Origin of the sequence: Streptomyces sp. NPDC048389 (assembly GCF_040706335.1) — a bacterium.
Classification (GTDB): domain Bacteria; phylum Actinomycetota; class Actinomycetes; order Streptomycetales; family Streptomycetaceae; genus Streptomyces.
This window is the reverse complement of record NZ_JBEZKP010000010.1, coordinates 104427-127077: the sequence shown is the minus strand read 5'-3', so window position 1 is coordinate 127077 and position 22651 is coordinate 104427. Positions and strand designations below refer to the sequence as shown.

Annotated in this window: 21 protein-coding genes and 1 pseudogene; 14 read left to right on the top strand and 8 right to left on the bottom strand. The window is 72.1% G+C overall.

Translation table 11 applies throughout. The features are described from left to right. Positions 1–75: 75 nt before the first annotated feature. Complete coding sequence (locus AB0903_RS10675; RefSeq protein ID WP_366701132.1) at positions 76–792, bottom strand: hypothetical protein; 717 nt, start codon at positions 790–792, stop codon at positions 76–78. Positions 793–877: 85 nt separating this feature from the next. Here AB0903_RS10675 and AB0903_RS10670 point away from each other — a divergent pair, with 85 nt between their 5' ends. The 3 genes from AB0903_RS10670 to tesB all read left to right on the top strand — a co-directional run bounded on the left by AB0903_RS10670 (position 878) and on the right by tesB (position 3602). Then, positions 878–1357, top strand: coding sequence for a hypothetical protein (locus AB0903_RS10670; RefSeq protein WP_366701130.1), 480 nt, complete (start codon positions 878–880; stop codon positions 1355–1357). Positions 1358–1540: 183 nt separating this feature from the next. Further along, entirely contained in the window at positions 1541–2698 is a 1158-nt protein-coding gene (locus AB0903_RS10665) for an acyl-CoA dehydrogenase family protein (RefSeq protein WP_366701128.1), read from the top strand. Between the two features lie 28 nt (positions 2699–2726). After that, on the top strand, positions 2727–3602 hold the full coding sequence (gene tesB / locus AB0903_RS10660) for an acyl-CoA thioesterase II (protein ID WP_366701126.1): 876 nt from the start codon (positions 2727–2729) through the stop codon (positions 3600–3602). Between the two features lie 196 nt (positions 3603–3798). Here tesB and AB0903_RS10655 read toward each other — a convergent pair whose 3' ends face one another. Then, positions 3799–4917 carry a histidine kinase gene (locus AB0903_RS10655; RefSeq protein WP_366701124.1) on the bottom strand — a complete coding sequence of 373 codons (1119 nt, stop codon included), beginning with the start codon at positions 4915–4917 and terminating at the stop codon, positions 3799–3801. After that, complete coding sequence (locus AB0903_RS10650) at positions 4914–5600, bottom strand: response regulator transcription factor (protein WP_366701122.1); 687 nt, start codon at positions 5598–5600, stop codon at positions 4914–4916. The genes AB0903_RS10655 and AB0903_RS10650 overlap by 4 nt, the downstream gene beginning before the upstream one ends. A gap of 160 nt (positions 5601–5760) precedes the next feature. Here AB0903_RS10650 and AB0903_RS10645 point away from each other — a divergent pair, with 160 nt between their 5' ends. After that, positions 5761–6054, top strand: coding sequence for a hypothetical protein (locus AB0903_RS10645; protein WP_366701120.1), 294 nt, complete (start codon positions 5761–5763; stop codon positions 6052–6054). A gap of 14 nt (positions 6055–6068) precedes the next feature. Here AB0903_RS10645 and AB0903_RS10640 read toward each other — a convergent pair whose 3' ends face one another. Then, positions 6069–6857, bottom strand: coding sequence for a phosphatase (locus AB0903_RS10640; protein WP_366701118.1), 789 nt, complete (start codon positions 6855–6857; stop codon positions 6069–6071). 269 nt (positions 6858–7126) lie between these two features. Then, complete coding sequence (locus AB0903_RS10635; protein ID WP_366701116.1) at positions 7127–7723, bottom strand: TetR/AcrR family transcriptional regulator; 597 nt, start codon at positions 7721–7723, stop codon at positions 7127–7129. 88 nt (positions 7724–7811) lie between these two features. Here AB0903_RS10635 and AB0903_RS10630 point away from each other — a divergent pair, with 88 nt between their 5' ends. The 6 genes and pseudogenes from AB0903_RS10630 to AB0903_RS10605 form a co-directional block, all read left to right on the top strand. Further along, positions 7812–9428, top strand: coding sequence for a carboxyl transferase domain-containing protein (locus AB0903_RS10630; RefSeq protein WP_366701114.1), 1617 nt, complete (start codon positions 7812–7814; stop codon positions 9426–9428). A 20-nt stretch (positions 9429–9448) separates the two neighbouring features. Beyond that, entirely contained in the window at positions 9449–11485 is a 2037-nt protein-coding gene (locus AB0903_RS10625) for a biotin carboxylase N-terminal domain-containing protein (protein WP_366701186.1), read from the top strand. Continuing rightward, complete coding sequence (locus AB0903_RS10620; RefSeq protein ID WP_366701112.1) at positions 11485–12429, top strand: hydroxymethylglutaryl-CoA lyase; 945 nt, start codon at positions 11485–11487, stop codon at positions 12427–12429. Before AB0903_RS10625 ends, AB0903_RS10620 begins: the two co-directional genes overlap by 1 nt. Positions 12430–12435: 6 nt before the next feature. After that, on the top strand, positions 12436–13596 hold the full coding sequence (locus AB0903_RS10615) for an acyl-CoA dehydrogenase family protein (RefSeq protein WP_366701110.1): 1161 nt from the start codon (positions 12436–12438) through the stop codon (positions 13594–13596). A 177-nt stretch (positions 13597–13773) separates the two neighbouring features. Continuing rightward, the gene (locus AB0903_RS10610; protein WP_366701108.1) at positions 13774–14808 is read left to right on the top strand and encodes an ABC transporter substrate-binding protein; all 1035 of its coding nucleotides are present in this window, start codon (positions 13774–13776) and stop codon (positions 14806–14808) included. Further along, positions 14805–14998, top strand: a pseudogene (locus tag AB0903_RS10605) (siderophore-interacting protein); the annotation flags it as partial. The gene AB0903_RS10610 and the pseudogene AB0903_RS10605, both read left to right, overlap by 4 nt. A 264-nt stretch (positions 14999–15262) precedes the next feature. On the opposite strand, the gene AB0903_RS10600 reads toward AB0903_RS10605, so the two are convergent. Then, complete coding sequence (locus AB0903_RS10600) at positions 15263–16882, bottom strand: beta-N-acetylhexosaminidase (protein WP_366701106.1); 1620 nt, start codon at positions 16880–16882, stop codon at positions 15263–15265. 131 nt (positions 16883–17013) lie between these two features. On the opposite strand from AB0903_RS10600, the gene AB0903_RS10595 reads away from it, so the two are divergent. The 3 genes from AB0903_RS10595 (at position 17014) to glmS (ending at position 20174) form a co-directional block, all read left to right on the top strand. Then, the gene (locus AB0903_RS10595) at positions 17014–17937 is read left to right on the top strand and encodes a DUF4429 domain-containing protein (RefSeq protein ID WP_366701104.1); all 924 of its coding nucleotides are present in this window, start codon (positions 17014–17016) and stop codon (positions 17935–17937) included. Between the two features lie 88 nt (positions 17938–18025). Continuing rightward, complete coding sequence (locus AB0903_RS10590) at positions 18026–18292, top strand: hypothetical protein (RefSeq protein ID WP_366701184.1); 267 nt, start codon at positions 18026–18028, stop codon at positions 18290–18292. Between the two features lie 64 nt (positions 18293–18356). After that, positions 18357–20174, top strand: a complete 1818-nt coding sequence (gene glmS, locus AB0903_RS10585; protein ID WP_366701102.1) for a glutamine--fructose-6-phosphate transaminase (isomerizing) — start codon at positions 18357–18359, stop codon at positions 20172–20174. A gap of 157 nt (positions 20175–20331) precedes the next feature. Here the strand turns inward: glmS and AB0903_RS10580 are convergent, their stop codons facing one another. Both AB0903_RS10580 and AB0903_RS10575 read right to left on the bottom strand, forming a co-directional pair. Next, positions 20332–20907 (bottom strand): acetate uptake transporter, encoded by a 576-nt coding sequence (locus tag AB0903_RS10580; RefSeq protein ID WP_366701100.1) that lies wholly within the window; start codon positions 20905–20907, stop codon positions 20332–20334. Between the two features lie 193 nt (positions 20908–21100). Continuing rightward, the gene (locus AB0903_RS10575) at positions 21101–21622 is read right to left on the bottom strand and encodes a universal stress protein (RefSeq protein WP_366701098.1); all 522 of its coding nucleotides are present in this window, start codon (positions 21620–21622) and stop codon (positions 21101–21103) included. Between the two features lie 436 nt (positions 21623–22058). Here AB0903_RS10575 and AB0903_RS10570 point away from each other — a divergent pair, with 436 nt between their 5' ends. Beyond that, complete coding sequence (locus tag AB0903_RS10570; RefSeq protein ID WP_366701096.1) at positions 22059–22460, top strand: hypothetical protein; 402 nt, start codon at positions 22059–22061, stop codon at positions 22458–22460. Positions 22461–22651 lie beyond the last annotated feature (191 nt).

Below are 22651 nucleotides of genomic sequence, written 5' to 3'. Positions count from 1 at the left end.
ACCAACGGACCGGGCCGAGCCGGGGCCGGTCGAGCCCGGACCGAGCCGAGCCCGGCCCGGAGCGGCGCCCTCCGCTCAACCGCCCACGCCCGTCCCGTTGTTCGGGGCCCCGTCGCCGGCCGGAGGCAGGTCGCCGCGTTCGACGGGCGGCCCGGCGTCTTCGCGCGCGGGGGGCAGTACGGTGTCGAGTTCCGCGTCGCTCGCGGGGTGCGCGGCCTCGGCGGCCTTGCGCAGGGTGGCCCGGTCGACTGCCTCCGTGTCGGCGTTGAGCCGCACCAGACGCCCGTCCACCTCGATCGCGTACTCGTGCTGCGGGCCGCTCGTGCGGTACCAGCTCTTGCCGTCCTTCACGCACTCGGCGGTGCCGCCCGTGCCGCCGCTGCCGACCCCGACGGGGATCTTCGGGCAGCTCGCCGCGTCCATGGCGCCCCGGTCGACGCCGAGCCGTATCTGCGTACCCGCGCCCTGCTTCACGTAGGTCGCGGAGAACCCGTCCGCGCCGAGGACGCCCACGGACTGCTCGGCGAGCTCGAAGCCCGGCACCTCGGTGACGTACACGTTCTCGATGGCCACCTGGGCGCCACGCGCGCGTTCCTCGAGTTCGGCGCGGTCGGCGCTGCTTCCGGCGGTCTCCGTGCCGCAGCCCACGAGGGCGACGGACACCATTGCGGTCACGGACATCAGAGGGCGCGGCAGCCGCGCGGCGGACTTCATGCGGTCATGGTGTCGCACGGAGTTCGCCGCGGTGCGCGCCGCGTCCGGTTCGTTGCCGTGCCGGGATCTGTCGATCACCAGGAGACATTGACCCGTCGGGCAGGGCCGCCGTAACGTTCGTCACACCAGCGGACAATCTTGCATTGGTCGGACTATGGGTACTTTGCGCGAAAATCCCCGCAGGGGCGGCATATTCGCCGGCACAGCCGTAGTGGCGGCACTCCTGCTCTCGACACTCACCGCCTGCGCGGCAGAGGGCTCCGCATCAGGGCCCGCGGCCGACCGCGTTCCGCAGATCGCCCTGCAAGCGGGGGCATCCTCACTCGGCAAGGCCCTCGCGGGACAGGCCACGACCCAGAACACGGCGGCAGAGGAAGCCGCGACCGAACGCGGCGATCCGCGGACCGCCACTCTCCCCACCGACGGCGAGGGCCTGTGCACCACAGACCCGGCCGACCGCCAGAACTGCCGCAACCCCGCCGGCACGATCGATCCCAACGGTGGCGATCTCGACGGCGACGGCGTCTTCGAGGCTGACGAGCCGGTCGGCCCCGGCTACAAGGACCCCCGTGCGTACGACGGCGGCAGGACGTCCGGCGAGACGCAGTGCGAGTGGCTGCGCTCGCAGGGAATCGCCTGCTGACAGCGTCCACAGCACCGGCACTCCGACGAGGGCTCCGCCATGTGACGGGGCCCTCGTCACATCCCAGGCGTGCGCAGCATCACTCTGGACACTTTCAACAACCGACCGGTAACTTGGACTGAGCAAGCGCTTAGACAGCGCAGCGTATCCACCAGTCACTGACTCAGTCACGAGGAGGCGTCCGTGCGCCGTACCGTTTTCGACGAGGACCACGAGGCGTTCCGGGACACGATCCGCGCCTTCATCGAGGCCGAGGTCGTCCCGGTCTACGACGAGTGGTTCGCTGCGGGCCAGGCGCCGCGCGACTTCTACTACAAGCTCGGTGAGCTGGGCGTCTTCGGTATCAACGTGCCCGAGGAGTTCGGCGGCGCGGGCCTGGACACGCACAAGTTCGAGGCCGTGCTCTACGAGGAGACCGCGCGCGCGGGCGTGAACTTCGGTGGTTCGGGCGTGCACGTGCTGCTCGCCCTCCCCTACATCAAGGCGCTCGCCACCGACGAGCAGAAGAAGCGCTACCTGCCGAAGTTCGTCTCCGGCGAGGAGATGTGGGCGCTGGCGATGACGGAGCCCGGCACCGGCTCCGACCTCGCGGGCATGAAGAGCACCGCCAAGCTCTCCGAGGACGGCACGCACTACGTCCTCAACGGCGCCAAGACCTTCATCACCGGCGGTGTCCACGCGGACCGTGTGATCGTGTGCGCCCGCACGGCCGCGCCGACCGCGGAGGACCGCCGCCACGGCATCTCGCTCTTCGCCGTCGACACCAAGTCGGCGGGCTACTCGGTCGGCCGCAAGCTGGACAAGCTCGGCCTGAAGACCTCCGACACCGCCGAGCTGGCCTTCGTCGACGTCAAGGTCCCCGTCGAGGACCTGATGGGCGAGGAGAACAAGGGCTTCTACTACCTCGGCCAGAACCTGCCGTCCGAGCGCTGGGGCATCGCGTTCGGCGCGTACGCCCAGGCCAAGGCCGCCGTCCGGTTCGCCCAGGAGTACGTGCAGGACCGCACGGTCTTCGGCAAGACCGTGGCGTCGTTCCAGAACACCAAGTTCGAGCTGGCCGCCTGCAAGGCCGAGGTGGACGCGGCGGAGGCCGTCGTCGACCGCGCCACGGAGGCCCTGGACGCCGGCGAACTCACCGCCGCCGAGGCCGCGTCCGCGAAGCTGTTCTGCACCGAGGTCGCGCACCGCGTCATCGACCGCTGCCTCCAGCTGCACGGCGGCTACGGGTTCATGAACGAGTACCCGATCGCCCGCCTGTACACCGACAACCGCGTCAACCGCATCTACGGCGGCACCAGCGAGGTCATGAAGATGATCATCGCCAAGGACATGGGCCTGTAGGCACGGCACGCACCGGTACGTTCCTTTCATGAGTTCAGCACTCGACGAGTTGCTCGATCTGCTCGACCTGGAGCAGATCGAGCAGAACATCTTCCGCGGCAGCTCCCGGTCCGCCGTCGTCCCCAGGGTCTTCGGCGGGCAGGTCGCGGCCCAGGCGCTGGTCGCCGCGGGCCGTACGGTCCCGGCGGACCGCACTGCCCACTCCCTGCACTCGTACTTCCTGCGCATGGGTGACCCGGGCGCGCCGATCGTCTACACGGTCGACCGCATCCGCGACGGCGGGTCGTTCACGACCCGCCGGGTGGTCGCGGTCCAGCACGGGCAGCCGATCTTCCACCTTTCCGCGTCGTTCCAGACGTACGAGGAGGGGCTGGAGCACCAGGCCGAGATGCCGGCCGCCCCGGCGCCGGAGACGCTGCCCACGGCGGCCGAACTGCTGCCGCGCTACGCGGACCGGTTCGTGGATGCGGGAGTGGTGAACCGGCTGCTCGAGGCGCGGGCGGCGGTCGATCTGCGGTACGTGGACGAGCCGCCGTACGCCACGGCGGGCCGACCGCGCGAGCCGCGCTCCCAGGTGTGGTTCCGTGCGAACGGCAAGCTCGCCGACGAGTCCCTGCTGCACGTCTGCCTGGCGACGTACGTCTCCGACATGACGCTCCTCGACTCGGTGCTCCTGGCACACGGCCGGGGCGGCTGGGCGGTCGGGGACGTGGTCGGCGCGTCACTGGATCACGCGATGTGGTTCCACCGGCCGTTCCGTGCGGACGAGTGGCTGCTCTACGACCAGGAGTCCCCGTCCGCCTCCGGCGGACGCGGGCTGGGCCAGGCCCGCATCTGGACCCAGGACGGGCGCCTGGCGATCACGGTCATCCAGGAGGGCGTGGTCCGCGTCCCCCGCGGCTGACAGTCCGGGGCACGTCCCGAGGCGCCGGGGGAGGTGGCGTGGTCCGCGTCCCCCGCGGCTGACGGCCCGCACGCAGACGCGCACCCGCACGCCCGCTGCTCAGGCAGCGGGCGTGCGCGCGTTCCCGGAAGAACCCGTCCCACGAGTGCGTCCGCAGATCGAGGCTGCCGTCGGCTGCTCCGGCACCGCCCTCGCGTCAGCGCTTCGACATCGGGACCGGCAGCAGCGCCTCCACCACGAAGCCGCCGTCCGGCGTCGGGATCGCGTTCAGGGTGCCGCCGAGAGCGGCCGCTCGGGTGCGGAGGCCGTGGAGGCCGTGGCCGTGGAGGCCGTGGCCGTGGAGGCCGTGGCCGTGGAGGCCGTGGCCGCCCTCCTCCGGGGCGGGGCAGGGGGCCGGTGGCGGGGCGTTGCGCACGGCGATGCGCAGGCCCTCCCCGTCGCGGCGGACCGAGACCTCCGCCGAGGCGCCCGGTGCATGGCGGCGGATGTTGGTCAGTGCCTCCTGGACGATGCGGTACGCGGTGTGCTGGACGGCCTGCGGACAGTCGCCCGGATCGAGGTGTGCAGAGCCGACGATGTCGCGCGCCGCTTCGAGCAGTTCCGGCAGCCGGTCCAGGCCGGGGCTGTCGTGCCGGATGGCCCTGCGAAGGTCGGCGGCGGCCCGGCGGCCGAGCTCTCCCAGGGCAGCCGCCTCCTCCCGGTACGGGGCGGACTCCGCCGTCGCGGCGAGGGCGCTGCAGCGCAGGCTGATCAGGCTCAGATGATGGGCGGCCGTGTCGTGCACGTCGCGGGCCAGCCGCTCACGTTCCCGCAGCGCGGCCTGGTCGGCGGCGTAGCGGCGCTCCCGCTCCCGGGAGAGAGCCAGCTCGGCGAGGCGGCCGGCGAGTTCGGCACGGGCGCGGCCCAGCAGGCCGAGGGCGGCGGGAGCGACGGCCAACAGCCCGGCCAGCATGACGCCGAGGACGGTTTCGGGCAGTGTCCAGGCGTATCCACCGAGGTCCCGCCACGGCACGAACGCGACGACGGCGACGGCCGCGGACCCGGCCACCACTTCGCCGCGGCGGCGTTCGGACGCCGCGAGCGCGTGGAGCGCGCACAGCGCCGGCAGCCACAGCACGCCGGTCGCGAGGGTGGGCAGTGCGAGGGCGAGGACGGTGCGGGGGAAGCGCCTGCGCAGGACGAGGACGCAGGCGACGGGGAGTGCGGCCGCGACCATCCAGTCCGCCAGCCAGGCGCGGGTGGCCAGCACCTCGGCGACGGCCACGATGACGACGAGGGCTTCGACCGCCCGGGATCGAGGGGATCCAGGGGTCATCCCCGGTCCCCTCCGCCGGCCGCCCGGTGGACGACGGCCGCCAGGCCCACCCGGCTGGTGACGGCGAGCTTGCGTTTGAGCGCGCCGATGTGTGTCTTGACCGTGGTCACGCCCATGCCGAGGTGCGTGGCGATGTCGGCGTTGGAAAGCCCGGCCGCGATCAGGGCGAGGACGTCGCGCTCCCGGCCGGTGAGGCCGCCGAGGTCGTCGGCGGCGGCGGGCGCGGCGGCCGGGGCGGCCAGGGCGGAACGGGTGCAGCGGCCGAGGACGGCGGCGCTGCCGGGCGGCGTGCAGATCACCCCGCCGGCGGCGAGCAGCCGCACGGCGTCGACGAAGAAGCGCGGCTCCGTGGTCTTGAGCAGAAAGCCGGAGGCGCCGTCGCGCAGCGCGCGCTCCACGTGGTCGGCCCGGTCCAGAGCGGTGAGCATGGCCACCACGGGCGGATCGGGCAGCGCCCGCAGTTCCCGCAGCACGTCGAGACCGCCGGCTCCCGGCATGTCGATGTCGAGCAGCACCACGTCGGGGGCGTGCCGCCGGGCGGCGGCGACGGCATCCGGCCCGTCGCAGGCGGCGGCGACGCTCACGGCGTCGGCGGAGTCGAGGATGCGGTGCAGCGCGGTGCGCACGAGCTCCTCGTCGTCGACGAGGAGCACCCGCACCGGCGGCCTCAAGTCGTAGAGCAAAGGTCGTCCTGTGGTCTGAGCGATGCGGTGCCTGCTGCTGCGAGCCTGGATGCAGATCCTAGGACGCCACAAGCGCCCGCCCGGATCCCCGGGGGCTCGACCACCCTCCGGGACCGCCACGCCGCCCGGGCAGCCTGGCCCCGTCCCGGAAGGGGACCCGATGAGTGCGGTGCCGCCGGCCGAGGAGGAACCGTCGCACGCCGCCCCGCCGGCGCGCGACGCGGCCGGGACCGACGGATGGGCGAAGGCGTCCCCCCACGCCCGGGCGGCGTGGACCACAGGTGGGGCCGTGCTGATCGTCGTGGCGGTGGTGCTGTTCTTCGTCCTGCACGAGCGGATCGTCCACCTCGGCACCGGCCCGCGTTACGCCCTCGGTCTCACCCTGCGCGGCGCGCTGTCTCTGACGCTGCTGGCGGGCACGTACTGCGTGGTTCGCGGCCGCTGGCGCGGCTGAGCCCGCCCGGAAGGTCACTCCGGAGCCGTGAGACCCGCCGCGTCCAGCAGGTACGCCGTCATCGGGTCGTAGAAGCGCGGGTCGGTGACGTGGTCGTCCAGGGGGACGGTCACCTGGAGGGTGCCCTCGGCCTCGCCGATGAACAGCGCCGGGTCGTTGCAGTCCGCGTATCCGATGGAGTCCAGCCCCCGCTGGCCCGCGCAGCCCGCCCAGCCGTGGTCGGCGACGACCAGGTCGGGAAGCGGTCTGCCGTCCCGCGCCAGGCCGTCGAGGATCGCGGCCATCGGGACCGGCGAGTGGGTGTGCCACAGAGTCGCGCCGCGCTCCAGCACGGCGACGTCGGCGAACTGGAAGACCATGCCCTCGTCGGCGAAGAGCCCGCCCGGGATCCGTACGATCTCGCATCCGGCCGCCCGCAGTGCCGCCGCGGTCTGCCGGTGCACGTCGAGCAGCCCGCCGGGGTGCCCGGTCGCGAAGAGGACCCGCTCCTTGGCGTCGGCCGCCTTGCGCAGCCGCGCGGCCATGCGCTCGAGCGCATCCACGGTCAGCTCGGGGTCGATGGTGTCCTGCCCGTGACGGTGCTCCGGGTCGTCGCTGACGCCGCACCGCTCGGCCATGACGGCGAGCACGTCCTGCTCGTCACTCCAGCGGTCGCCGAGCTCCAGCCCGAGCCAGTAGTGCCGGTCGCCGTTGGCCAGCTTGCGGTAGTGGGAGAGGTTGTTGTCGCGTGGTGTGGCGACGTCTCCGGCGATACGTGAGCGGACGAGGTGGTCGACAAGAGCGGCGCGGCTGGGTATCGGCATGGACCCATTGTGCCGTGGGGTGCGCGGAGCGTGTCGACCGTATTGCCCCGTGGGACGCGGGGGCCGTACGCGGCGCTCCCGGGCCGCGGTGAAGGGCGCCGGCGCTGCCCGGAAGCCCGGGTTCCCGTCGTTCTGCTGCCCGCCTCCGCCGCTTCGGTCCCGGCCACCGGCCGGGCGCAGCCGACCCCACTCGGCCGGCCCCCTGCCCGTGTGCGCCTCACGGGCGTCACGGCAACGGGGGCGGGGCGGGGGAAGCGGCCCGGTCGTGCCTACCGCGTGGCGAGCGACGCGAACGCTCCGTGCGCCAGGCGCCTGAGCAGCGCCTCCGTCGCCGCGCGTCCCAGGGGGCCGCCGCCGTTGGCCTGCAGGTGCGGGGTCGAGTTCAGCAGGCCGAAGACCGCGTGCACGGCCGCCCGCGCCTCGGACTCGGCGACCTCGGAGTACAGCTCACGGACCACGGCCACCCACAGCTCCACGTACTGGCGCTGGAGCCGGCGCACCCGCTTGCGGTCGCTGTCCCGGAGGCGGTCCAGCTCGCGGTCGTGCAGGGTGATCAGCGGGCGGTCGTCCAGTGCGAAGTCGATGTGGCCGTCGATGAGCGAGGAGAGCAGGGCCTCGGCCCCGGTCCCCGCCTCCTCGACCCGCAGCCGCCCGCCGTCGAGGAGGCGCTCACTGATGCCGACCAGCAGCTCCGCCAGCATCGCGTCCTTGCCCGCGAAGTGGCGGTACAGGCCCGGACCGCTGATGCCGACCGCGGCTCCTATCTCGTCGACCCCCACGCCGTGGAAACCGCGCTCGGCGAAGAGGCGTGCGGCCTCCTTGAGGATCTGTTCGCGGCGGGTCGGGGCCGCGGTCCTGGTGCTCATGAACATTCATTCTAGACAGAGCGGTTAGCGGTCGTTAACCTTGACGCAACACGTTAACGCTCATTAACCGAGCAAGGGAGCTCGATCGATGCAGCAGGCACCAGTCCTGACGAGCGCCGCGGACCCGGCGTCCGGGGCCTGGCAGGCCAATGAGGCGGCACACCAGGAGCTCGCCGACGGCTTGCGGTCGCGCCTCGCGGCGGCGCGCCTCGGCGGCGGCGAGAAGGCGCGCGCCCGGCACACGGCGCGCGGAAAGCTGCTGCCGAGGGACAGGGTGGACACCCTGCTCGACCCCGGCTCGCCCTTCCTGGAGCTGGCCCCCCTCGCAGCCGAGGGGATGTACGAGGGCCAGGCCCCGGCCGCCGGGGTCATCGCCGGTATCGGACGGGTCAGCGGCCGCGAGGTCGTCGTCGTGGCGAACGACGCCACCGTCAAGGGCGGCACGTACTACCCGATGACGGTGAAGAAGCACCTGCGGGCGCAGGAAGTGGCGCTGGAGAACCGCCTTCCCTGTGTCTACCTGGTCGACTCGGGCGGCGCGTTCCTGCCGATGCAGGACGAGGTCTTCCCCGACCGCGACCACTTCGGGCGGATCTTCTACAACCAGGCCCGGATGTCCGGCGCGGGAATCCCGCAGATCGCGGCGGTCCTCGGCTCGTGCACCGCGGGCGGGGCGTACGTCCCCGCGATGAGCGACGAGGCCGTGATCGTGCGCAACCAGGGCACGATCTTCCTCGGCGGCCCGCCGCTGGTGAAGGCCGCGACCGGCGAGGTCGTCACCGCGGAGGAGCTCGGCGGCGGCGAGGTCCACTCCCGGGTCTCGGGCGTCACCGACCACCTCGCCGAGGACGACGCGCACGCCCTGCGGATCGTACGGAACATCGTCGCGACGCTGCCCGCGCGCGGCCCGCTGCCCTGGACGGTCGAGCCGGTCGAGGAGCCCAAGGTCGACCCGGCGGGGCTGTACGGCGCGGTGCCGGTCGACTCCCGCACGCCGTACGACGTCCGCGAGGTCATCGCCCGGATCGCGGACGGCTCCCGTTTCTCGGAGTTCAAGTCGGAGTTCGGCCAGACGCTGGTCACCGGTTTCGCCCGGATCCACGGCCACCCGGTCGGCATCGTCGCCAACAACGGCATCCTGTTCGCCGAGTCGGCCCAGAAGGGCGCGCACTTCATCGAGCTGTGCGACCAGCGCGGCATCCCCCTGCTCTTCCTGCAGAACATCTCCGGCTTCATGGTCGGCAAGGACTACGAGGCGGGTGGCATCGCCAAGCACGGCGCCAAGATGGTCACCGCCGTGGCCTGCACCCGGGTGCCGAAGCTGACGGTCGTGGTCGGCGGTTCGTACGGCGCGGGCAACTACTCGATGTGCGGCCGTGCGTACGGTCCCCGCTTCCTGTGGATGTGGCCCAACGCCAAGATCTCCGTCATGGGCGGCGAGCAGGCCGCCTCCGTGCTGGCCACCGTCAAGCGGGACCAGCTGGAGGGCCGCGGCGAGCAGTGGTCCGCCGAGGAGGAGGAGTCCTTCAAGGACCCGATCCGCGCGCAGTACGACCGGCAGGGCAACGCCTACTACGCGACGGCCCGCCTGTGGGACGACGGTGTGATCGACCCGATGGAGACCCGGCAGGTGCTGGGTCTCGCTCTGACCGCGTGTGCCAACGCCCCGTTGGGGGACGCCGGCTTCGGCGTCTTCCGGATGTGAGGGACCTCAAGACGATGACGATGTTCGACACCGTTCTGGTGGCCAACAGGGGCGAGATCGCCGTACGGGTCATCCGCACCCTGCGGTCGCTCGGCGTGCGCTCGGTGGCCGTCTTCAGCGACGCGGACGCCGACGCCCGCCATGTACGTGAGGCGGACACGGCCGTCCGTATCGGACCGGCGCCGGCCGCCGAGAGCTACCTCTCGATCGACCGGCTGCTGGACGCCGCGACCCGCACCGGCGCCCAGGCCGTCCACCCGGGCTACGGCTTCCTCGCGGAGAACGCGGGCTTCGCCCAGAGCTGCACCGAGGCGGGGCTGGCCTTCATCGGACCGCCCGCCTCCGCGATCTCCCTCATGGGCGACAAGATCCGCGCGAAGGAGACCGTCGCGGCGGCCGGCGTACCGGTCGTGCCCGGCTCCTCCGGCAGCGGCCTCAGCGACGCCGAACTGGCCGCCGCGGCCAGGGAGATCGGCATGCCGGTGCTGCTCAAGCCCTCGGCGGGCGGCGGCGGCAAGGGGATGCGCCTCACCCGCGTCGAGTCCGCCCTGATGGACGAGATCGCGGCGGCGCGGCGCGAGGCCCGTGCCTCCTTCGGCGACGACACGCTGCTGGTCGAGCGCTGGATCGACCGCCCCCGGCACATCGAGATCCAGGTGCTGGCCGACGGCCACGGCCATGTGGTCCACCTGGGCGAGCGCGAGTGCTCGCTCCAGCGCCGCCACCAGAAGATCATCGAGGAGGCGCCGTCCGTCCTGCTCGACGAGGCGACGCGCGCCGCGATGGGCGAGGCGGCCGTGCAGGCGGCCCGCTCCTGCGGCTACCGTGGCGCGGGCACGGTGGAGTTCATCGTCCCCGGCACCGACCCCTCCCAGTACTACTTCATGGAGATGAACACCCGCCTCCAAGTGGAGCACCCGGTGACCGAGCTGATCACGGGCCTCGACCTGGTGGAGTGGCAGCTGCGGGTGGCGGCCGGTGAGCCGCTGGCCTTCACTCAGGACGACATCACCCTCACGGGGCACGCGGTGGAGGCCCGTGTCTGCGCGGAGACCGTGTCCTTCGCGGCGGGCCAGCGCGCTTTCCTGCCCTCCGGCGGCACGGTCCTGCGGCTCCAGGAGCCGCAGGGCGACGGTGTGCGCACCGACTCCGGCCTCACCGAGGGCTCGGAGGTCGGCAGCCTGTACGACCCGATGCTCTCGAAGGTCATCGCGTACGGCCCCGACCGCCCGACCGCCCTGCGCAGGCTGCGCTCCGCCCTCGCGGACACGGTCACGCTGGGCGTGCCGACCAACGCGGGCTTCCTGCGCCGGCTGCTGGCCCATCCGGCGGTGGTGTCCGGCGAGATGGACACCGGTCTGGTGGAGCGTGAGGCGGACTCCCTGGTGCCGGACGGCGTCCCGGAGGAGGTGTACGAGGCGGCGGCCGCGGTCAGGGCACGGGCACTCGCGCCAGACGCGGGCGGCTGGACCGACCCGTTCTCGGTGCCCAGCGGCTGGCGGATGGGCGGCCGGCCCGCCCCGCTCGCCTTCTCGCTGCGCGTACCGGGAGCCGAGCCCGTCACCCACACCGCGGACAGGCAGTCGGCTCCCCGCGTCGAGGAGCACGCGGTCTCCGTCGAGATGCACGGCGTCACCCACACCTTCCATCGCGCGGGCGACTGGCTCGGCCGGGACGGTGACTCCTGGCATGTGATGGACCACGACCCGGTCGAGGCGTCACTCAGCGGGGCGGCCCGCTCCGGCGTGGACACCCTGGCCGCGCCGATGCCGGGCACGGTCACCGTCGTCAAGGTCGCCGTCGGCGACGTGGTGAGCGCCGGGCAGAGCCTGCTGGTGGTCGAGGCGATGAAGATGGAGCACGTCATCTCCGCCCCGCACGCCGGGACGGTCACCGAGCTCGACGTCACCGCGGGCTCGACCGTCGCCATGGACCAGGTGCTCGCCGTGGTCGCGCCGGAGGAGCCGGTGGCACCCGCCGAGGTCGCCGCGCCGGACGAGACCGCCGCACCGGCCGCGGTCGCCGCACCGGCCGAGACGCAAGAGGAGGCCCGCTGATGACCGGTGCAGAAGGACTGCCCATGGCCGTCCGCGCCGAGGGCCTGCCCGCCCGGGTGCGCATCCACGAGGTCGGCCCCCGCGACGGCCTGCAGAACGAGAAGTCGGTGGTGCCCACCGAGGTCAAGGCGGAGTTCGTCCGCCGCCTCGCCGGCGCCGGACTGACCACGGTGGAGGCGACCAGCTTCGTCCACCCCGAGTGGGTGCCCCAGCTGGCCGACGCCGAGAAGCTCTTCCCGCTCGTCAGGGACCTCGCCGGCGTACGGCTGCCCGTGCTGGTCCCCAACGACCGGGGCCTGGACCGGGCGCTGGGTCTCGGCGCCCGCGAGGTGGCCGTGTTCGCCAGCGCCACGGAATCGTTCGCCAAGGCCAACCTCAACCGCACGGTCGACGAGGCACTCGCCATGTTCGAGCCGGTGGTGACCAGGGCCGTCGAGCACGGCCTGCGGGTGCGCGGCTACCTCAGCATGTGCTTCGGCGACCCGTGGGAGGGCCCGGTCCCCGTCGAACAGGTCGTCCGGGTGACCCGCCGCCTCGCCGACATCGGGTGCGACGAGCTGAGCCTCGGCGACACGATCGGCGTCGCCACCCCCGGCCATGTGGCCGCCCTGCTCACCGCGCTGAACGAGGCCGGGGTGACGAGCGACCGGCTCGCCGTGCACTTCCACGACACCTACGGCCAGGCGCTCGCCAACACCCTCGCCGCGCTCCAGCACGGCGTGAGCGTCGTCGACTCCTCGGCGGGCGGCCTGGGCGGCTGCCCGTACGCGAAGAGCGCGACGGGAAACCTCGCCACCGAGGACCTCGTCTGGATGCTGCACGGCCTCGGTGTCGAAACCGGGGTCGATCTCGGCCGGCTCACCGCCACGAGCGTGTGGATGGCCGAACAGCTGGGCCGTCCCAGCCCCTCCCGTACCGTCCGTGCCCTCTCCCACAAGGAGTGACTCCTGATGTCCCTTGACCACCGGCTCTCCGCCGAACACGAGGAACTCCGCCGTACGGTCGAGCAGTTCGCGCACGATGTGGTCGCCCCCAAGATCGGCGACTTCTACGAGCGGCACGAGTTCCCCTACGAGATCGTCCGCGAGATGGGCAGGATGGGCCTGTTCGGGCTGCCGTTCCCCGAGGAGTACGGCGGCATGGGCGGCGACTACCTCGCCCTCGGCATCGCCCTGGAGGAACTGGCCCGCGTCGACTCCTCCGTGGCCATCACCCTGGAGGCGGGCGTCTCCCTCGGCGCGATGCCGGTCCATCTGTTCGGCACCGAGGAGCAGAAGCGGCAGTGGCTGCCCCGGCTGTGCTCGGGCGAGATCCTCGGAGCCTTCGGCCTGACCGAGCCGGACTGCGGCTCCGACGCGGGCGGCACGAAGACGACCGCCGTGCGGGACGGCGACGAGTGGGTCGTCAACGGCTCCAAGTGCTTCATCACCAACTCGGGCACCGACATCACCGGCCTGGTGACGGTCACCGCCGTCACGGGCCGCAAGGCGGACGGCCGACCGGAGATCTCCTCCATCATCGTCCCCTCCGGCACACCGGGCTTCACGGTCGCCGCCCCGTACTCCAAGGTCGGGTGGAACGCCTCCGACACACGTGAGCTGTCGTTCGCCGATGTCCGCGTCCCGGCCGCCAACCTGTTGGGCGAGGAGGGCCGCGGATACGCGCAGTTCCTGCGCATCCTCGACGAGGGCCGCGTCGCGATATCGGCGCTGGCGACGGGCCTGGCGCAGGGCTGCGTGGACGAGTCCGTGAAGTACGCCCGGGAGCGTCATGCGTTCGGCAGGCCGATCGGGGCGAACCAGGCGATCCAGTTCAAGATCGCCGACATGGAGATGAAGGCCCACATGGCGCGCGTCGGCTGGCGTGACGCGGCGTCCCGGCTGGTGTCCGGCGAGCCGTTCAAGAAGGAGGCGGCCGTCGCCAAGCTCTACTCCTCGACGGTCGCGGTGGACAACGCCCGCGAGGCGACCCAGATCCACGGCGGCTACGGCTTCATGAACGAGTACCCGGTGGCGCGCATGTGGCGCGACTCCAAGATCCTGGAGATCGGCGAGGGCACCAGCGAGGTCCAGCGGATGCTGATCGCAAGGGAGTTGGGCTTCACCGGCTGATTCGGCGCCGAGCGGCGCGCGGCCCCGGGCAAGGGGGCCGCGCGCCGCCGCGCGGCCAGGACCGCGTCGCCCCCGGAGCCGTTCGGACCGGCCCCCTCTGGACTCGCTGTGAGGTTAGGCTAACCTACATTCGAACTGCCAGTGGCCTATGCGACACGTACGAAAGCGGACACCACCATGCCCAACGCCCGAGCACCCCATCCGACCCGACGCGGCCTGCTGTCCGTGGGAGGCGCCCTCGGGCTCGGCGTGGCACTCGCCGCGTGCGGCCAGGAGAAGAAGAGCGACGACAAGGGCGACTCCGGCAAGGCCGCGCCGAAGTCCGGTCCCTGGTCCTTCAAGGACGACCGGGGCCGGACGGCAGAGGCGAAGTCCACCCCGAAGAACATCGTCGCCTTCACCGGCACCGCCGCCGCCCTGTACGACTACGGCATCGAGGTCTCCGGCGTGTTCGGGCCGACGAAGACCGCCGACGGCAAGGCCGACGTCCAGGCCGGCGACATGGACATCACCAAGCTCGAGATCCTGGGCAATGTCTGGGGCGAGTTCAGTGTCGAGAAGTACGCGGCGCTCGCGCCGGAGCTCCTGGTGACGGACATGTGGACGAAGGACTCCCTCTGGTACGTGCCGGACCAGTCCAAGGACAAGATCCTCGGCCTGGCTCCGAGCGTCGCCCTGTGGGCGGCCCAGGTGAACATGCCGGGTGCCCTCCAGCGCCGCGCGGACCTCGCCGCGTCCCTGGGCGCCGACCTGAAGGCCAAGAAGGTCACCGACGCCAAGGCGCGCTTCGAGAAGGCCGCGGAGCGGCTGCGCCAGGCGGCGAAGGCCAAGCCGCACCTGAAGGTCCTCGTCGGCTCCGGCAGCCAGGACCTCTTCTACGTCTCCGCCCCGAAGACGTCCGCGGACACGCTCTACTTCCAGGAACTCGGCGTGCAGTTCGTCGAGCCCAGGCCGAACGCCCAGGGCTTCTTCGAGGAGCTCAGCTGGGAGAACGCGGCCAAGTACGACGCCGACATCATCATGCTCGACAACCGCACCGGCACCCTGCAGCCCGACACCCTCGAGGCCAAGCCCACCTGGGCCGGCCTGCCCGCGGTGAAGGCCGGTCAGGTCGTCCCGCGCGTCACCGAGCCGATCTACTCCTACGCCAAGTGCGCGCCGATCCTGGAGGACCTCGCCAAGGCGATCGAGAACGCGAAGAAGGTCTCCTGACGACGGCGACCGCGGCCGAGCCCGCCCCGTTCCGTTTCTTCGATGCCCAGGCGGCGGGACCCGGAGGCTCGGCCCGTCCCTGATCCGGGTCGCCCTCACGGGCACATCCACCGAAAACGACGACGTCCTCCGGGACTTCACGGCCGGCGGCCGTGACCGGTCGCTGTCCCTGTTCCTGCCCCACCCCGGGCCAGGACGCCCCCTCGCCCCGCCGACGCGGGCGACGCGGGCGACGCAGGTGGCGGCGGACGCGGGTCACGGGGGACGCGGGCGACGACCTCTACGCGGTGCTCGGCCCCCGCCGGTGGCGTCACGGTTCGCCGAGTCGCCGTCGCCCGGCCAGCCGGGCCCCTCGCCCGACGGCCTCGCGGGCGCGAAGACGGGCGCGTGCCGCCCCAGGACGGTCCCCGGGGCGGCACGCGTCGCCCGATGGAGTGGCGGACGCCGCTGCCCCCTACCGGGCCTGCTCCGCCGGCCACGGCACCTGCGGCGAGCGGTAGTAGTCGATCCCGAGCGCCGACAGCCGCGGTCCCTGGGCCGCGAGCCGCACCTTGTAGGTGTCCCAGTCGTGGGTGGACGCCGGTGACCAGCCGAGCTCGGCGACACCGGGGAGGCGCGGGAACGCCATCCGGTCGATGTGCGCGTCGCTCGAGACGGTCTCCGTCCACAGCGGCGCCTCGACGCCCTTGACGGCGCTCGCGGGCACGCCCGGCAGATAGGTCGCCGGGTCCCAGTCGTAGGACCGGCGCACCTCGACGTAACCGGCCCACGCGAGGCCCAGCTTGGTGTTCTTGTCGTACTTCATGTCGAGGTAGACCCGGTCGGCCGGCGAGAGGATCAGCCCGGTGCCGTTCCTGGCCGCCTCGGCCACCTGCTCCTTCTCCGCCTGGCTGGTGCCGTCGAGGCCCCAGTACTGGGCCAGCGCCCCCTGCTGCGGGGCCGCGCCGGTCAACTGGTGCCAGCCGATGACGGTCTTGCCGTACGCGGCGACGATCGGCTGCACCCTGGCCATGAACGCCGCATAGTCCTCATGGCTGGTGGAGTGCGCCTCGTCGCCGCCGATGTGGATGTACCGGCCGGGGGTGAGCGCGGCCAGCTCGCGGATCACGTCGTCCACGAAGTCGTACGTGATCTCCTTGCGCACGCACAGCGAGCTGAAGCCGACGGCCGTACCGGTGTACAGGGGCGGGGCGACGCCGTCGCAGTTGAGCTCGGCGTACGAGGCGAGGGCGGCGTTGGTGTGGCCCGGCATGTCGATCTCCGGCACGACCTCGAGATGACGCGAGGCGGCGTAGCGGACGATCTCCTTGTACTGGGCCTTGGTGTAATGGCCACCGGGGCCTCCGCCGACCTGGGTGGAGCCGCCGTACGCGGCCAGCCGCGGCCACGAGTCGATCGCGAGACGCCAGCCCTGGTCGTCGGAGAGATGCAGATGCAGCGTGTTGATCTTGTAGAGGGCGACATGGTCGATGTAGCGCTTGACCTGGTCGACCGTGAGGAAGTGCCGTGAGACGTCCAGCATGGCGCCGCGGTGGGCGTACCGCGGGCCGTCGGTGATGGTGCCGCCCGCGACCTGCCAGGGGCCGCTGCGCCGGGAGTCCGACTCGACGGAGGCGGGCAGCAGCTGTCGCAGTGTCTGCACGCCGCGGAAGAGACCGGCGGGCCGGTGGGCGGTGATGGTGACACCGCCGGGCGCGGACCGCAGCCGGTAGCCCTCCTCCCCCAGGGCGCTCTCCTCCGCCGCCAGCCGGAGACGGATGGAACGGGCCGCCGGCTCGGTGGTGACCGGCAGGGCGTAGCCGGTCGACGGGCGCAGCACCTCGGCGAGGCGTTCGCCGACGGCCCGTGCCTCGGGCGCGGCGTCGGTCCGGATGCGGGCGGCCGCGGTCAGGGTGTAGGGCGCGCCGCCGGGACTGACCGAGGCGGGCGCGGGGATGATCTGGCCGAGCGGCCGGGCGGCGGGGCCGCGTTCCGCACCGGAGGCGGCGCCCGCCGGGAGGGAGCCGGAGAGGGCCGCCGCCGTGACGAGCAGGAGTGAACCGAGCAGTCGGGAAATCGGTCGGGGCTGTCTCACAGGCTGGGTCCCTTCGACGGAGTGCCTCGTCTGTGCGCAGAGCGACCTGACTGTCACCATGCGTACTGTTCACCTCAACTATGGTCAAGGTATAGACCACTTACTCGTTTCGTCGGCGAAAGAATCCCCTCATGGCGGAAATCATCCAGAAGGACGGGACCTGGACGTTCGACGGGGACACGGTGCGCATCGTGCCCGGCAACGACAAGAGCGTGAGCCCGCTGCGCCGGACTCTCGGGGAAATCGCGGTGCCGCTCGGGGCGTTGGCCGGCATCTCGTTCGAGTCCGGCAAGAAGACGGGCCGGCTGCGACTGCGACTGCGTGACGGCGCGGACCCCCTGCTGCAGATCACCGCCGGCAGGCTGGACGACGCCTGGGACCCGTACCGGCTGAGCGTGGAGCCGGCGCGCACCGGCGTCGCCGAGTACTTCGTCGACGAGGTGCGCCGTGCGCTGCTGCTGGAGCAGGTGGAGACGGGCCCGCTGGACGACTACGTGCTGCCGGGACCTCCGCTGCCGATCACGGTCGGCGCGGGCGACGGGACGGTCGCGTTCGACGGCGAGCGGATCCGCCTGGAGTGGAACTGGAAGACGGAGGAGTCCAAGCAGTCCGGCGGCCCGCGCACGCTGGCGCTCGACGACGTGCGCGCGGTGGAGTGGCTGCCCGCCGCCGGCCTGGAGAACGGATATCTGCGATTCCGGGTCACACCGGAACCGGTCCGGACACCGCCCAAGCACGATCCGCACGCGGTGGAGCTGTGGGGCTTCCGCAAGGACCCGCTCATGGCCCTGGTCGCGGCGGCGGTCGCGGCGCGCATGCCGCACCCGTACGCCGCCGGTACGCCGAAGCCGACGCCGGCTCCAGGGGCGGAGACACATGAGACCGCCGGGGCGGAAGGGAAGGACGGGTCGGACCGGTCGGGCGGGTCGGGCGGGTCGGACGATCACGATGTGCTGCTGCGCCGGCTGCGCGAACTGGGCGAGCTGCACCAGGCCGGGATACTGACCGAGGACGAGTTCAGCACCGCGAAACAGGCCGTCCTCAAGCGAATGTGAGCTATCTCCTGCCCGAAAGCGGGCAGGATTCTTGCAGACAGGAGTGCGCACCCTTCAATATCTACGGGTGCCCGAACCCCGCCAGTCAGTGCGCACGTCGCACGACGATCTCATCGACCACCTGGTGCGCAGCACCGCGCTCCAGCGCGGTGAGGCCGCCCGCGTGATCCTCGACGTGCTGGCGTACTTCGACGAGACGACCGAGGAGTTCGTCCGCCGCCGCCACCGTGAACTGCAGTCCGGCGGCGCCGTGAACACCGCGATCTTCGAGCGGATCGCGGCCGAACTGCCGCACCGCTCGGTGGCGCCGCCGGAGCTCTCGCTCCGCCAGCTGCGCCGCATCGTCTACGGCTGAGCAGCCCGCGGGGGCCGGCCGTCGGGGCCGGGCACACACAGATCTATGGAGGGGCAGAAACCGTATGTGCGGAATCGTCGGATACATCGGCAGGCGTGATGTGGCTCCGCTGCTGCTGGAGGGCCTGCAGCGGCTGGAGTACCGGGGTTACGACTCCGCGGGCGTGGTGATCAACAGTCCCCGGTCCGCGGGGCTGAAGATGGTCAAGGCCAAGGGCCGGGTCCGCGACCTCGAGGCCCGCGTCCCCAAGCGCTTCGCCGGCACCACCGGCATCGCACACACCCGTTGGGCGACCCACGGCGCCCCGAGCGACGAGAACGCGCACCCGCACCTGTCGACCGACAACCAGGTCGCCGTCGTCCACAACGGCATCATCGACAACGCCGCCGAGCTGCGTGCGAAGCTCGAGGCCGACGGCGTCGTCTTCGCCTCCGAGACCGACACCGAGGTGCTCACGCACCTGATCGCCCGCGCCCAGGCCGACACTCTCGAGGAGAAGGTCCGCCAGTCGCTGAAGCTGGTCGACGGCACGTACGGCATCGCCGTCATGCACGCCGCCTTCCCCGACCGCATCGTGGTCGCCCGCAACGGCTCCCCGGTCGTCCTCGGCATCGGCGAGAAGGAGATGTTCGTCGCCTCCGACGTCGCCGCCCTCGTCGCCCACACCCGCCAGGTCGTCACCCTCGACGACGGCGAGATGGCCACCCTCAAGGCCGACGACTTCCGTACGTACACCACCGAGGGCTCGACGACGACGGCCACCCCGACCACCGTGGAGTGGGAGGCCGAGTCGTACGACATGGGCGGCCACGACACGTACATGCACAAGGAGATCTCCGAGCAGCCCGACGCGGTCGACCGCGTGCTGCGCGGCCGGATCGACGACCGGTTCAACACCGTGCACCTGGGCGGTCTGAACCTGGACGCCCGCGAGGCCCGCTCCATCCGCCGCGTGAAGATCCTCGGCTGCGGCACCTCCTACCACGCCGGCCTGATCGGCGCCGGGCTCATCGAGTCCCTGGCCCGTATCCCCGCCGACGCGGAGCCGGCGTCCGAGTTCCGCTACCGCAACCCGGTCGTGGACCCCGACACCCTCTACATCGCCGTCTCCCAGTCCGGCGAGACCTATGACGTGCTCGCGGCCGTGCAGGAGCTGAAGCGCAAGGGCGGCCGGGTGCTCGGGGTCGTGAACGTCGTCGGTTCGGCGATCGCCCGCGAGGCGGACGGCGGCACGTACGTCCACGCCGGCCCCGAGGTCTGCGTCGTCTCCACCAAGTGCTTCACCAACACGGTCGTCGCCTTCGCGCTGATCGCCCTGCACCTCGGTCGCATCCGCGACCTGTCGGTCTCCGAGGGCCGGCGGATCATCGACGGTCTGCGCAGGCTGCCCGCCCAGATCAGCGAGATCCTCGAGACCGAGGACGAGATCAAGAAGCTCGCCGAGCAGTACGCGGACGCCAAGTCGATGATGTTCATCGGCCGGGTGCGCGGCTACCCGGTGGCCCTGGAGGCGTCCTTGAAGCTCAAGGAGATCTCCTACATCCACGCGGAGGCGTACCCGGCCTCCGAGCTCAAGCACGGTCCGCTCGCGCTGATCGAGCCCGCGCTGCCGACCGTCGCGATCGTGCCGGACGACGAGCTGCTGGAGAAGAACCGGGCGGCTCTGGAGGAGATCAAGGCACGCAGCGGCCGGATCCTCGCGGTCGCCCACCGCGAGCAGGAGAAGGCCGACCACACCATCGTGGTGCCGAAGAACGAGGACGAGCTGGACCCGATCCTGATGGGCATCCCGCTTCAACTGCTCGCCTACCACACCGCGTTGTCGCTCGGCCGGGACATCGACAAGCCGCGCAACCTCGCGAAGTCGGTGACCGTCGAATAGGACCGGCGCGCCCGCAGCGGCGGGCGCCCGGGGACGGGCCGGCCCGGAAACGGGGAGACGCCCCCTGCGTGCCACCGCACGCAGGGGGCGTCTCCTTTCCGCACGGGCCGGTGCGGGACCCGGAGCACCGGCCCCATGCTGCCGTGAGGCCGCAGCCTCAGCCGGTGGCCGTCACTCCCCGGCGGCCGGCAGCGCGTCCGGTGAAGGTGGGCCACTTGGCGAGCGCCGCGGTCGCCCCGTACCAGGCCACCAGGCCCGCCACGGCGCCGACCCATCCGCCGGCCTTGGCGAGCCCCTCGTTGCCCGCGAAGGCGGCTGTGCCGCCCAGCAGCAGCGCGAGGGTCAGCAGCCCGTACACGCCCTGGCCCAGCACACCGCTGCCGGAGGCCGCAGCGGTCAGTGTCAGAGCGAGCAGCGCCCACAGGAGCATGAAGAGCCCCGCCGCCTCGGCCGAGGTCTCGCCGCCGACGGCGGTGCCCCAGGTGAACCAGAACGCGCCGAGACCGGCGAACGCCGTGCCGGAACCGCCGTTGCCGGCGCGGAACTCGAGCAGGCCGACGACGAAGAGCGCCACTCCGCCGACCCAGGTGGCGAGTGCGGCCGTGTCGGCCGCGGTCACGTTGTCGATCACGCCGGTGTTGCCGACGCCGAACGCCAACAGGGTCAGACCGAGGGCGAGATGGCCGAGAGTCGAAGTTGTACCAGCGCTTCCCGCAGAGACGTCGTTGTCCACGGCGGGCTCCCTTCCTGTCCTGTGCAGTTGTGCTGCAAGTGCCGCTGTTCCCAGGACCGGTATGTACCCTTCACAAGCGCACAATCCACCTGCTACGGGCCGGTAGGTTCCGAACGCGGCAGGGAAGTCGGGCACGGTAGCGTGCAGTTGACGCCGTCTCGGCGGCAAGCGGGGGCCAAGTCCGGTGCCGGGGCTACGGGATGACGACCACCGGGCGCTGCGCGCGCTTCGCGAGCCGCCCCGCGACCGAACCGAAGAGCCGGCCGGCGATCCCGTGCGTGGAGCCGACCACGATCGCGTCGGCCGAGTACTCACGGCCGACCTCTTCCAGTTCGTGGCAGATGTCGCCGCCGCGCTCGACCAGGATCCAGGGCACCTCGGTGAGGTAGTCCGCGCAGGCCAGCTCCAGACCGAGGACCTCGGTGCGGTGGTCGGGCACGTCCACGAACACGGGCGGCTCGCAGCCGGCCCAGACGGTGGTCGGCAGCCGGTTGGCCACATGGACGATGATCAGTCCGGATCCGGTCCGCCGAGCCATGCCGATGGCGTAGGCGAGCGCTCGCTCACTGGAGGTGGACCCGTCGAAACCGACGACGACTCCGTGCCGGAAGGCAGGATCGCAGGAAGGGCGTGCTTCTTCCGCCGCCCGCAGGTCCGACAGAGGATCGGCTACCTGCTTGCGGTCCGCGGGTTCGGGGATTTCGTGACCGGCCATCGGTGTCTCGGCGAAGGAGGTCCTCTTCGGAGGGATCGACTGAGGGATCTGCGTCTGTGGAGAGGCGGAGCTGTGTCCGGGAACCGTCTTCCCAACCCCGTACCCCAAGGGTACGGCGACACTCCTCTCCTGCCCAGGGCCTGCTGCCCCCATGCGCGACGTTCCAGGGAGCATGCCCGAGCGCGCCCGGGATCGCAATGCCGCTTGGCCACTACAGCCGTCTGCGCGTCGCCCGCGACCGAATGACCGGCACCCGGCGACCGGCACCCGGTGACGGGACGACCCACACCCGCGACCGGCCGACCGGCACCCGGTGAGCGGACGACGCCAGCCCGCGACCCGATGGCCGCCCGGCGACCGGCCGACGGCACCCGGTGACCGGATGGCCGCTGCCCTCGTTGGCCACTGGGCCACCCCGCCGCCCCAGGAGTTCACGTTGCCCGCACGACCGCCCGGACCCGCCCGCTCGCCCCGCCGCGCCACCGGTCGGCCCTCACCCTCCCGGCCGCCCTCCTCGCGGCGCGCCCCCTCCCGGCCGCCCTCGGGCCGCCCGTCGGACCCGGCGAGCGACATCGTCCGCTGGGGCGCGTTCAGCTGCCTGCTGGTACCCGTCGTGCTGGTCGTGTACGGGACGTCCGTCGGCGGAGCGGCCGCCGCCGCCCTGGGCCTCGCGGCCGTGACCGCGGCCTGCCGGATCCTGCTGCGCCACTCCGAGCGGACCACTGCGCGGTGCCGCGCCGCGACGGACTCGCCGCCCACCGGAAGGCGCGACTCCGGTACCGTCCCGAGGGCGCGCCGGGGCGCGCGGCACGGATCGCGGCGCACGCCGGGCGGCTGACGGTTCCGCGCGCTGCCAACCGAAGGTTTTCAGCCAACTTCACCGCACACGCCGAACCTTGCCGAAATGGCCTGCCAACCCCCTTGTCACCAGGGAGGAAAGGGCTGAAGGCGGCTTACGCACCCTACGGGGACGGGCCATGCCCGTGCGGCGCACTTCCCTGCGGGCCCTCCGAGTGGAACGCTTCGTGA

Coding starts and splice junctions, on each gene's coding strand:
- tesB (WP_366701126.1), top strand. CDS start 2,727: ATGAGTTCAGCACTCGACGAGTTGCTCGATCTGCTCGACCTGGAGCAG.
- AB0903_RS10655 (WP_366701124.1), bottom strand. CDS start 4,917: ATGACCCCTGGATCCCCTCGATCCCGGGCGGTCGAAGCCCTCGTCGTC.
- AB0903_RS10645 (WP_366701120.1), top strand. CDS start 5,761: ATGAGTGCGGTGCCGCCGGCCGAGGAGGAACCGTCGCACGCCGCCCCG.
- AB0903_RS10640 (WP_366701118.1), bottom strand. CDS start 6,857: ATGCCGATACCCAGCCGCGCCGCTCTTGTCGACCACCTCGTCCGCTCA.
- AB0903_RS10635 (WP_366701116.1), bottom strand. CDS start 7,723: ATGAGCACCAGGACCGCGGCCCCGACCCGCCGCGAACAGATCCTCAAG.
- AB0903_RS10630 (WP_366701114.1), top strand. CDS start 7,812: ATGCAGCAGGCACCAGTCCTGACGAGCGCCGCGGACCCGGCGTCCGGG.
- AB0903_RS10625 (WP_366701186.1), top strand. CDS start 9,449: ATGTTCGACACCGTTCTGGTGGCCAACAGGGGCGAGATCGCCGTACGG.
- AB0903_RS10620 (WP_366701112.1), top strand. CDS start 11,485: ATGACCGGTGCAGAAGGACTGCCCATGGCCGTCCGCGCCGAGGGCCTG.
- AB0903_RS10615 (WP_366701110.1), top strand. CDS start 12,436: ATGTCCCTTGACCACCGGCTCTCCGCCGAACACGAGGAACTCCGCCGT.
- AB0903_RS10610 (WP_366701108.1), top strand. CDS start 13,774: ATGCCCAACGCCCGAGCACCCCATCCGACCCGACGCGGCCTGCTGTCC.
- AB0903_RS10595 (WP_366701104.1), top strand. CDS start 17,014: ATGGCGGAAATCATCCAGAAGGACGGGACCTGGACGTTCGACGGGGAC.
- glmS (WP_366701102.1), top strand. CDS start 18,357: ATGTGCGGAATCGTCGGATACATCGGCAGGCGTGATGTGGCTCCGCTG.
- AB0903_RS10575 (WP_366701098.1), bottom strand. CDS start 21,622: ATGGCCGGTCACGAAATCCCCGAACCCGCGGACCGCAAGCAGGTAGCC.